This is a genomic window from Psychrobacter faecalis, from assembly GCF_016107575.1.
GTDB lineage: Bacteria > Pseudomonadota > Gammaproteobacteria > Pseudomonadales > Moraxellaceae > Psychrobacter > Psychrobacter faecalis.
Map to the genome: position 1 here is coordinate 143929 of NZ_JABAST010000002.1, position 8602 is coordinate 152530.

The window sequence follows — 8602 nt, forward strand, 5'->3', positions numbered from 1 at the left end:
TATTCTCTAAATCACTTCATCAATTTTTTTGAATTCAGGCAAATTATAAAAATAAATGCCCATGATAATGCCGATAAAGCCTACAAAGGCAATGTATAGCGCAGGCGAAAAGCTGATATATAAAGTGGCGTAACCAAGCCCAAAAGGCACCAACACTCCGACAATCCCATAAGCAACATTATAACAAAGTGCCATACCTGTCAGGCGCACGTTGGTGGGAAATAATTGTACCAAAATGGCCGGAACCATGCCCACAATACCCGCACAAAACCCTAACAGCGCATACATGATAAGAATGTAATCGCCACTTGCTTGTAGATGATAAAAGAATGCAAACATTTGTGCAATCAACAAGATAGAACCAATGGCCAATACTTTACCAAAGTTTTGATGGTTGGATATGATTCCGTAAAACACACAGCCGAGAATCATAAATACGATGCCTAAACTGTGTGAAAAGCCAAATAAATCATTATCCAAAGTAAAACGCAGCTCAATTAAATCGGGTAGGAGTAGAATGATAACGGTGGTGATACTGGCTATGATAAAGGTAAGTAGCAAGCCGATAAAGATAGAATGCTTACAATGCTTAAAGAGCAGGATAAAGGGTTTGGCAATATAATCACGCGGCTTTGCAGCTTTCATGGCGATAAAAAACGGCGATTCATCTATCCAGCGCCACGCCAAAAAAGGCACCACGCTTAGGATGGCCGCCATAAAAAATGGTACCCGCCAGCCATAAGCGGCCAGTTGCTCGGTGGTCATGGAGTTGGTTAGCCAAAGAAAAAAGGCGTTGGAAAATAGTACACCGACAAAAAAGCTTGCCGTTACATAACTACAGGCGACTGACAAATATTGGCGCGGCACATGCTCTGACACAAAAACCCAAGCCAGCGGTGCAAAAAGCCCAAACGCCATTCCTTGTATCAGGCGTAAAATAATGAATAAAGCAGGCGCAGCCATACCCCATTGCGCATACGTTGGCAAGCAGGCCATCGCCAGCAAGCTTGCAGCGGTCACCAAAATACTCATTAATAATATCGGTTTTCGTCCACTGATATCACCAAAGCGCCCAAAGATAACCCCGCCAAACGGACGTGCCAAATACCCAATCGCAAATAGCCCAAGCCCTTGTATTTTAGCCATCGCCGCACTGGTATTAGCAGGAAAAAAGGCGGCAGCGATGATATCAGCAAGATATAAGTAAATCAAAAAATCAAAGAACGCGACTGCGCTGCTAAAGCAGATAAAAAGCACAGCGTTTCTATCTTTAGAAGACATCAGAGCATATTGAGAACGAGAAGGCATAATAGATCACGCATCCACTTAAAGAGGGGTTGATTAGAATGGGTAAATAAAGCGTATGAAATAACAGTCGTGCGATAAAAGTATTGGCTATCTATAACAACCAATCAATCGGTAGCCATGACATGATGGCCAACCAAACATGATCACTAATATCGACGCGCGGCTCTGAATCGTAAACAACCTTTTCACCAGCTTCTACGGTATGCCATTGCAAGCTGCCATTTTCTAACAACTTAATTTCATAGGCTTGACCCAATAATTCATCGCTGAGCGCACTATGCAATTGTTTTGCCAGCTCCTCGTCATTGATAATGACGCCCATCTCGGTATTAATATTGGCGGAGCGCGGATCGACATTATATGAGCCAATAAATACTTGGTAGTCGTCAACGGCAAAAGTCTTGGCATGCAGGCTGGTAGACGATTGACTGCGCGCTTTCCAAAGCTTGTTTTCGCGTTTTTCTTCAGAAGCGGTTGATTTTAGCTCGTAGATTTTTACCCCAGCTCGCAATAAGCTTGGGCGCCATTGACTGTAGCCAGAATGCACCGCGGTCACATCAGTGGCGTCAAAGGAATTGGTTAAGATCTTAATATCAATACCAGCTTCTGCCAGCTCGACCAGTGTATTGACCCCGTCTTTGGTGGGGACAAAATAGGATGAGATAATCGTCAGGCGTTTGGTTGGACTGCCCAATAAAGTACGCAGCTGATGTACCAAATTGGTATCGGCTGGGACAGTCTTGGTCAATTTGCCGACGTCATCGCTTAAAAACTGCATGTCAGTCCAGCGAAAGGGCACGCGCTTATTGATTAAGTCACTATCAATAGAGGAATCTTCGATAGCCGTTTTATAGACGTCTAAGCTGCTCTTACTGTTGTTTTTTTCATCAGCTCTGAGTTTGTCCAAACCTTCCAAAAAATCCGTGGTTTCACCTTTATCAAGGGTGGCAAGGGTTTGGATATCAAATGAAATTGGCGCTGACCAATAACTGGCAAAGCTATTGTCAATGTCAGCGACTACTTTACCGATGAGCAAAACGTCTAAATCGGCAAATTGGCTGTTTTTGTCATTGCTTAGGTATTCGTCACCAATATTACGCCCACCAATAATAGTGATTTGCTTATCAAAGGTCATGCTTTTATTGTGCATGCGCCGATTAATGCGCGGTAGACCTGTTACGAAGTTTAAGGTTTGAAATTTGCGGTACATCAATGGGTTGATAATACGTACGGCGATATTCGGGTGGCTGGCAAAACGTAATAAATGCTGATCAAATTTGGCGCTATTATTAAAATCATCCAACAACAAACGAACGATGACGCCGCGCTCGGCCGCGTCCCATAAGTCCTTTAGCATCAGCTGTCCGGCTTGGTCATCGTGCCAAATATAATATTGGGCGTCGATATTACGCGTGGCCATGCTGGTCAAAATACTGCGTGAAGCAAAAGCGTTGGCACCTGTCACAATCGGATGATAACCCGATAAATCAGGGTGAATCTCGTTCTGTTCACTGATAGCGGCGACTAAGTCAGTGCTATCCGTTTTTGTATTGGTAGTTTGGCTGTTTTGTTGGCCGTCTTTCTGATTGCTATTTTGCTCGTGACCCTCTTGTTGATATAAAGCGTCGATACGCGCGGATAAAGCTTGGCTTTCAGGCAAATGCGGCTGCTTTGGCAAACTCTGACATCCACTAAGACCTAAGGTAAGGCCGAGAGTTAAGCTCAACGATAAGTTACTTGGTTCTATACTGAACATCGACATAAATGAGTGACCTTAGTGGACCTGAATTGTATAAAGCACGGGTTAAAAGTGGGCTTGATTTATTGGCTATTTTTACCGATGGTAGCACTGAGTATGGCGCGTATAATTATATTGTTCAAAATCCTATTGCTCAAAGCAATATTCGCAGCGCCGCTAAGCTTAACAGCTGACGCCATCTATGCCTATTGCAAATACGTTATTTTTTTTGGTTGCGGCGATTTATTTGGCTGTGATTTACATATCGCACAGTCACCGTTTGCGCTTGCAATGTGTCATTAGAAATGCAGCAAGCTATTTTGGCTCAAATATTTAGTGCGAGCTGTTCAACCACAAAGGTTTAATGACAAATAATGACTAGCCGCTATGCAAAAATAATATTTAGCATGGCTTTGAAACCAGCTGTTTGGAATAAGTTGCCATGCTATGATAACGCGAACAAATGCTGTTTATAGTCAAAATAAGCCGTATGTTTAATAATAACCAGTGCAATGGAAAATTTATGAGCCAGTCGCAAATGCATGATGATAGCAATGCAAATAAAACAGAGACAAATAAAGTAGACCCTAACTGGCGCGATGACGCGCTCAATCTAGAACTCGATTATGGCATGCAAACCATCGCCGTACGAGCAGGGCAGCATCGCACTGATGAAGGCGAGCATTCAGAGGCTATTTTTACCACAAGCTCTTATGTCTATGAATCAGCGGTGGACGCTGCCGCGCATTTTAATGGTAGCAAAACGGGTAACGTTTACTCGCGCCATACCAATCCGAGCGTGCGCACCTTTGAGCGGCGTTTGGCGGCGCTCGAAAACGGCGAGCGTGCGGTGGCGACAGCCTCAGGTATGGGCGCGATTTTGACCATGTGTTTGGCGTATCTTAAAGCTGGCGATCATTTGCTCGCCGCCAATCAATTATTTGGCTCATCGATTGGTTTGTTTAATAACTATATGGCAAAGTTTGGCGTTGAAGTCAGCTATGTCGATTGCTTCGATAATGACGCTTGGGCAAAAGCTGTGCGGCCAAATACCAAGGTTATTTATTGTGAAAGCCCGAGCAATCCGCTTGCACAAATTTGTGATATCGGCTATCTGAGCGAGCTGTGTAAAGCCAATGATATCTTATTGGTCGTTGATAATTGCTTTGCCACACCAGCCTTGCAGCGCCCATTAGATTTGGGCGCGGATGTGGTCATTCATTCTGCAACCAAATATTTAGACGGTCAAGGTCGGGTATTGGGCGGCGCTTTAGTCGGTAGCGATAAGCTGATGCAAGAGGCGTTTACTGTGGTTCGTTCAGGTGGTATCAGTATGAGCCCATTTAACGCATGGGTCTTTACTAAAGGGCTTGAAACGCTGAAATTACGTATGCAAGCGCATTGTCGAAATGCCAATCAAATAGCAGAATTTTTGGTCAATCATCCTAACGTCAGCACCGTGCATTTTTCAGGATTAAGCGACCATCCTGCACATGAGCTTGCGACGCGCCAACATCATATGAAAGGTGGCTATGGTGCTATCATGGGCTTCGAAGTTAAGTCGTCAGCTAGCTCTGATTCAAAAAGCCTTGATTCAAATATTGGGGACGCAAAAGCCGCAGCGTGGCATGTGATTGATTCAACGCAAATGGTCTCTATCACCAATAATTTGGGCGATGCTAAAACCACCATTACCCATCCCGCGACCACTACCCATTTTCGCTTGACGCCTGAGGCGCGCGCAGAAGCAGGCGTTAATGATAGTCTCATCCGCCTGTCGGTAGGCTTAGAAGATGTGGAAGATATCATCAAAGATTTGGCGCGTGGTTTAGACAGTTTGTAAAGATCAAGGTATAATCGCCATTAACATCAGATTTAGTGATGAATAACGTTTTATAATGATACGCATTAATACAAAATAAAAGAGGCAACTATGAATATTCAAGCATTGATGCAACAAGCACAAACGATGCAAAAGAAAGTCGAAGCAAACGTTGAAAACGCTAAAAAAGAATTGGCCAATAAAGAAGTGCAAGCCGAAGCGGGCAGTGGTCTGGTTAAAGTCACTATGACTGGTCGCCACGTGGTTAAGCGTTTGACCATTGATCCAAGTTTATTGGAAGACGAGCCAGATATGATTGAAGACCTAATCGCTGCTGCCATCAATGATGCGGTGCGTCAAGCGGATGAGCTGTATGAAGAAACAATGGCTGGTGCGACCTCAGGTATGGGCTTACCACCAGGTATGCAAGGTCTGTTCTAAATAGCGAATTATAAGCGCTAAAAACTGCTGATTGACCACAAAAATGGGGTTGTTATCGACACGATACGACCCCATTTTTATAGCTACGATTTATAAATTAAGTTAAATAAAGGAAGTTACTTTGCTGACAGCCAAATTTGATCAGCTGGTCAAACAGCTACGTATTTTGCCGGGCGTGGGGCAAAAAAGTGCCCAACGTATGGCATTGCATTTGCTTACCAAAAAACGCCCCCAAGGCATGGCGCTCGCGCAAGCACTTGATGAGGCGATGCGTGATATTGTCGAATGCCAGCGCTGCCATAGTTTTAGCGACGAGGCAGTTTGTCCATTATGCCAAGATCCACGGCGTGATGATGGCTTGTTATGCGTGGTCGAAACCGCCGCCGATGTGATGGCTATCGAGCAAACCGCAGGCTATCGTGGGCGTTATTTTGTGTTGGGCGGGCATTTATCGCCCATAGACGGTATCAGCGCCGATGATCTAAATATCGATCAGCTGGTCTGGCGGGTGAAGCAAGAGCCGGTTGAAGAGCTAATTTTAGCGACTGGTACGACGGTCGAAGGTCAAACGACGGCACACTTTATCAGTGAGGCGGTTGGTCGTCATGTCAATAAAGTCACCCGCTTGGCGCAAGGCGTACCGATGGGCGGCGAGCTTGAGTACCTTGATAGTATGACCCTTGGGCAAGCCATGCAAAATCGCTCATTTTTGTAGTATTTCTGTCTCTTTGGTATTACTGCTTTTTTAAAACAAAATTTTGTTCATCTGATTTTATGATATTGTTATAGTTCTTTTTTCATTGTATTAAGGCGCGGTTTAGCGTTTTATTTTCTTCTATTTCAGCAGGTATCTGCCCGTGTCAAACCATGTTTCAACAGCTTTAACTACTTCTAACCAATCAAACCGCTTAGATAATACTGCTACTGATGATGAGCTATCAAAACCATCAGTCAATGACGAGGTAGCGCCCACAGATTTGCCACCCAAGCCAAATATCGATGCGTTGTTAGATGCCGCTGATGACGCGGCTGTTACCTGGGTACGTAAGCAGGATGATTTGGCTGAAGTTATCGAAGCGTTGGCAACTTGCGGTCGGGTGGCGTTAGATACTGAATTTATCAAGCGCGATACCTACTATCCGCGCTTGGCACTGGTACAGCTGAATACTGGCAACCATGTATATTTATTGGATGCACCGCAATTGCAATTGGCTGAGCTATGGCAGGCCTTGGCTAAAGTAGATGTGGCGATTTGGCATGCCTGCGGTGAAGACTTGGGTATTTTTTATCTATTGTCTGACTGCCCGCCGTTGACCAATATTTTTGATACGCAAATTGCCCTGTCATATTTAACTGGCCAATTGCAAATGGGCTATCAGCAGGCGCTTGATGACCAATTAGATATGCATATCGATAAAGAACAAAGTCAGTCGGACTGGCTGAAACGTCCGCTATCAGATGAGCAAGAGCAGTATGCGATAGATGACGTGCGTTTTTTGCCAGCGCTTTATCTAAGCCTTGAATATGAGCTGAAAAAGCAAGGGCTGTTTGAATACGTGTGGGCAGATTGTCAGCTGTATGCCAGTGACTTATATGACGCGCAGCATGTGGCCGATGATGAGATGTATCTAACGATGGCAGATTATCGTTATACCTCTGAGCAGATGGCGATATTGCAAGCAGTGGCAACATGGCGCGAGGAGCTAGCACGCGCGACCAATCAGCCGCGTACCTTTGTCATTAAAAAACAAGCAGTACGCGAGATTATTACAGAAAAACCAAGCAGTATGCGCGAGCTTGCGCACAAAACTACCATGCATCGTAGTATGCTGCGTCTCTATGGTGAAGAGTTGCTCAAGGTGATTAAAGAAGCCAAAAACCTGCATCCTGCTGAGCATCCGGATTGTCTACTGCCACCGTATCGTTCAAAAAACAAAGTCTTATCAAAAGCTGTGCAACAAGCAATCGATGCGCAAGCAGAAAAAATCGGTGTGCCTGCTAATGTCTTGATGCGTAAAAAATGGCTCGCGCAGCTCTATGAAGTGATTGCTTTTGATAAGGAAATAAGCGAGTTGCCTGAAGGGTTAAAAGGTTGGCGCAATAAGTGGGTGATGCAAACTTTGATTCCGGTGATTGAAGAGCATAAAACCGAGTTGCAGCAGGGTATGGGTATCAATGTTCGCTAAGCGATAAAAACTAGCTTTTATAAGTGCTTAACATTTATAAGTGCTTAACATTTATAAGTGCTTAAGCTCGCTATGGTCAAACTGTCCATGTTGTAAAAAATACTTGGTTTGTGCGGCCACTGTTTTATCGACCAGCATGCCAGTATGCGAGACGGGCAAGACAATATGATCAGTGGCTGCCTCTATTTTAGTTTCTTCTATATATACTGTGCCATCGTGTAGTAGATGTTCTGCTGATGGCATATTATTTGTCTTACAAAGTTTGCGATTATGATACTGCAAAAATAACTGCCCTAAGCCATAAGGACGATTACCGGCAATCACGCCTAAGGTAATATGCTCCGGTAAGGGCGCGACGGTTCCATCTAGCGCATCGACGTACGAACGCCCCACTACCACTGGGGATAAGCGCCAAATATAATCTGCACAAACACTACCTAAATGCGGTGTCCCGAGCGTTACGCAGCGCCCAATTTGCCATTGTGGATATTCATTAACGAAATCACGAATAATCAAACCACCCAAACTATGACCGACTAAATCGATTGGCTGGTCAGGATGGTGGTTTTCTTCTAGCCAACGATTGAGCCGTGCGCTATTGGTTTTGATGCCATCACGCAGACTACGATAGCCAAATTGATAAGTATCAAATCCTGCGGCTTGCAAGCGTTTGGCTAATGGCCGCATAATCCAAGCGGTTTGATGCAGACCATGAATCAGAATAACGCGGTTTTTTTGTTGCATGTTATTGTCCAAAAGTTATTTTAACCCCAGTTCGGGATAAGGGCTCAAAAAAAGATAAAAAAAGAAGTCCAAAGTTGCTAAAGTAAGTTTACCAAGACCACTTAAGCAAAAAGGACTTCTTACATGGACAACCTAACCGAACTATACTGCCATATTGACGACTTTTATCAGCAATTCAAACCTGAGTTTGAGGCTCACTTAATCGCAACGGGCCGTCAACGGCTAAGAGCATGCAAGATAAGTGTATCAGAGATGATGACCATCTTGGTACTGTTTCATCAACTGCGGTATCGACAGTTTAAGTCTTTTTACTACCATCACATGCTTGGCATGATGAAGCGGGAGTTTCCAAACTTGCCCTGT

At 44.4% G+C, this 8602-nt stretch carries 8 protein-coding genes and 1 pseudogene; 6 read left to right on the plus strand and 3 right to left on the minus strand.

Going from position 1 to position 8602, the window contains the following annotated elements; genetic code table 11:
* Positions 1-6: 6 nt before the first annotated feature.
* Positions 7-1308 carry an MFS transporter gene (locus JFC07_RS01550; protein WP_198327927.1) on the minus strand — a complete coding sequence of 434 codons (1302 nt, stop codon included), beginning with the start codon at positions 1306-1308 and terminating at the stop codon, positions 7-9.
* Between the two features lie 91 nt (positions 1309-1399).
* The gene (locus tag JFC07_RS01555; protein WP_198327928.1) at positions 1400-3070 is read right to left on the minus strand and encodes a phospholipase D family protein; all 1671 of its coding nucleotides are present in this window, start codon (positions 3068-3070) and stop codon (positions 1400-1402) included.
* A gap of 2 nt (positions 3071-3072) precedes the next feature.
* On the opposite strand from JFC07_RS01555, the gene JFC07_RS01560 reads away from it, so the two are divergent.
* The 5 genes from JFC07_RS01560 (at position 3073) to JFC07_RS01580 (ending at position 7495) form a co-directional block, all read left to right on the plus strand.
* Entirely contained in the window at positions 3073-3240 is a 168-nt protein-coding gene (locus JFC07_RS01560; RefSeq protein WP_198327929.1) for a hypothetical protein, read from the plus strand.
* A 329-nt stretch (positions 3241-3569) separates the two neighbouring features.
* Positions 3570-4889, plus strand: a complete 1320-nt coding sequence (locus JFC07_RS01565) for an O-succinylhomoserine sulfhydrylase (protein ID WP_198327930.1) — start codon at positions 3570-3572, stop codon at positions 4887-4889.
* A 90-nt stretch (positions 4890-4979) separates the two neighbouring features.
* Positions 4980-5309: a YbaB/EbfC family nucleoid-associated protein gene (locus JFC07_RS01570; RefSeq protein ID WP_068404078.1), complete on the plus strand. Its 330-nt coding sequence runs from the start codon at positions 4980-4982 to the stop codon at positions 5307-5309.
* Positions 5310-5430: 121 nt separating this feature from the next.
* Positions 5431-6024, plus strand: coding sequence for a recombination mediator RecR (gene recR / locus JFC07_RS01575; protein WP_144297116.1), 594 nt, complete (start codon positions 5431-5433; stop codon positions 6022-6024).
* Positions 6025-6166: 142 nt separating this feature from the next.
* Positions 6167-7495, plus strand: a complete 1329-nt coding sequence (locus JFC07_RS01580; protein ID WP_198327931.1) for a ribonuclease D — start codon at positions 6167-6169, stop codon at positions 7493-7495.
* A gap of 51 nt (positions 7496-7546) precedes the next feature.
* On the opposite strand, the gene JFC07_RS01585 is transcribed toward JFC07_RS01580, so the two are convergent.
* Positions 7547-8239, minus strand: coding sequence for an esterase/lipase family protein (locus JFC07_RS01585; protein WP_198327932.1), 693 nt, complete (start codon positions 8237-8239; stop codon positions 7547-7549).
* A gap of 123 nt (positions 8240-8362) precedes the next feature.
* Here JFC07_RS01585 and JFC07_RS01590 point away from each other — a divergent pair.
* Positions 8363-8602: pseudogene (locus tag JFC07_RS01590) on the plus strand (IS982 family transposase); the annotation flags it as partial.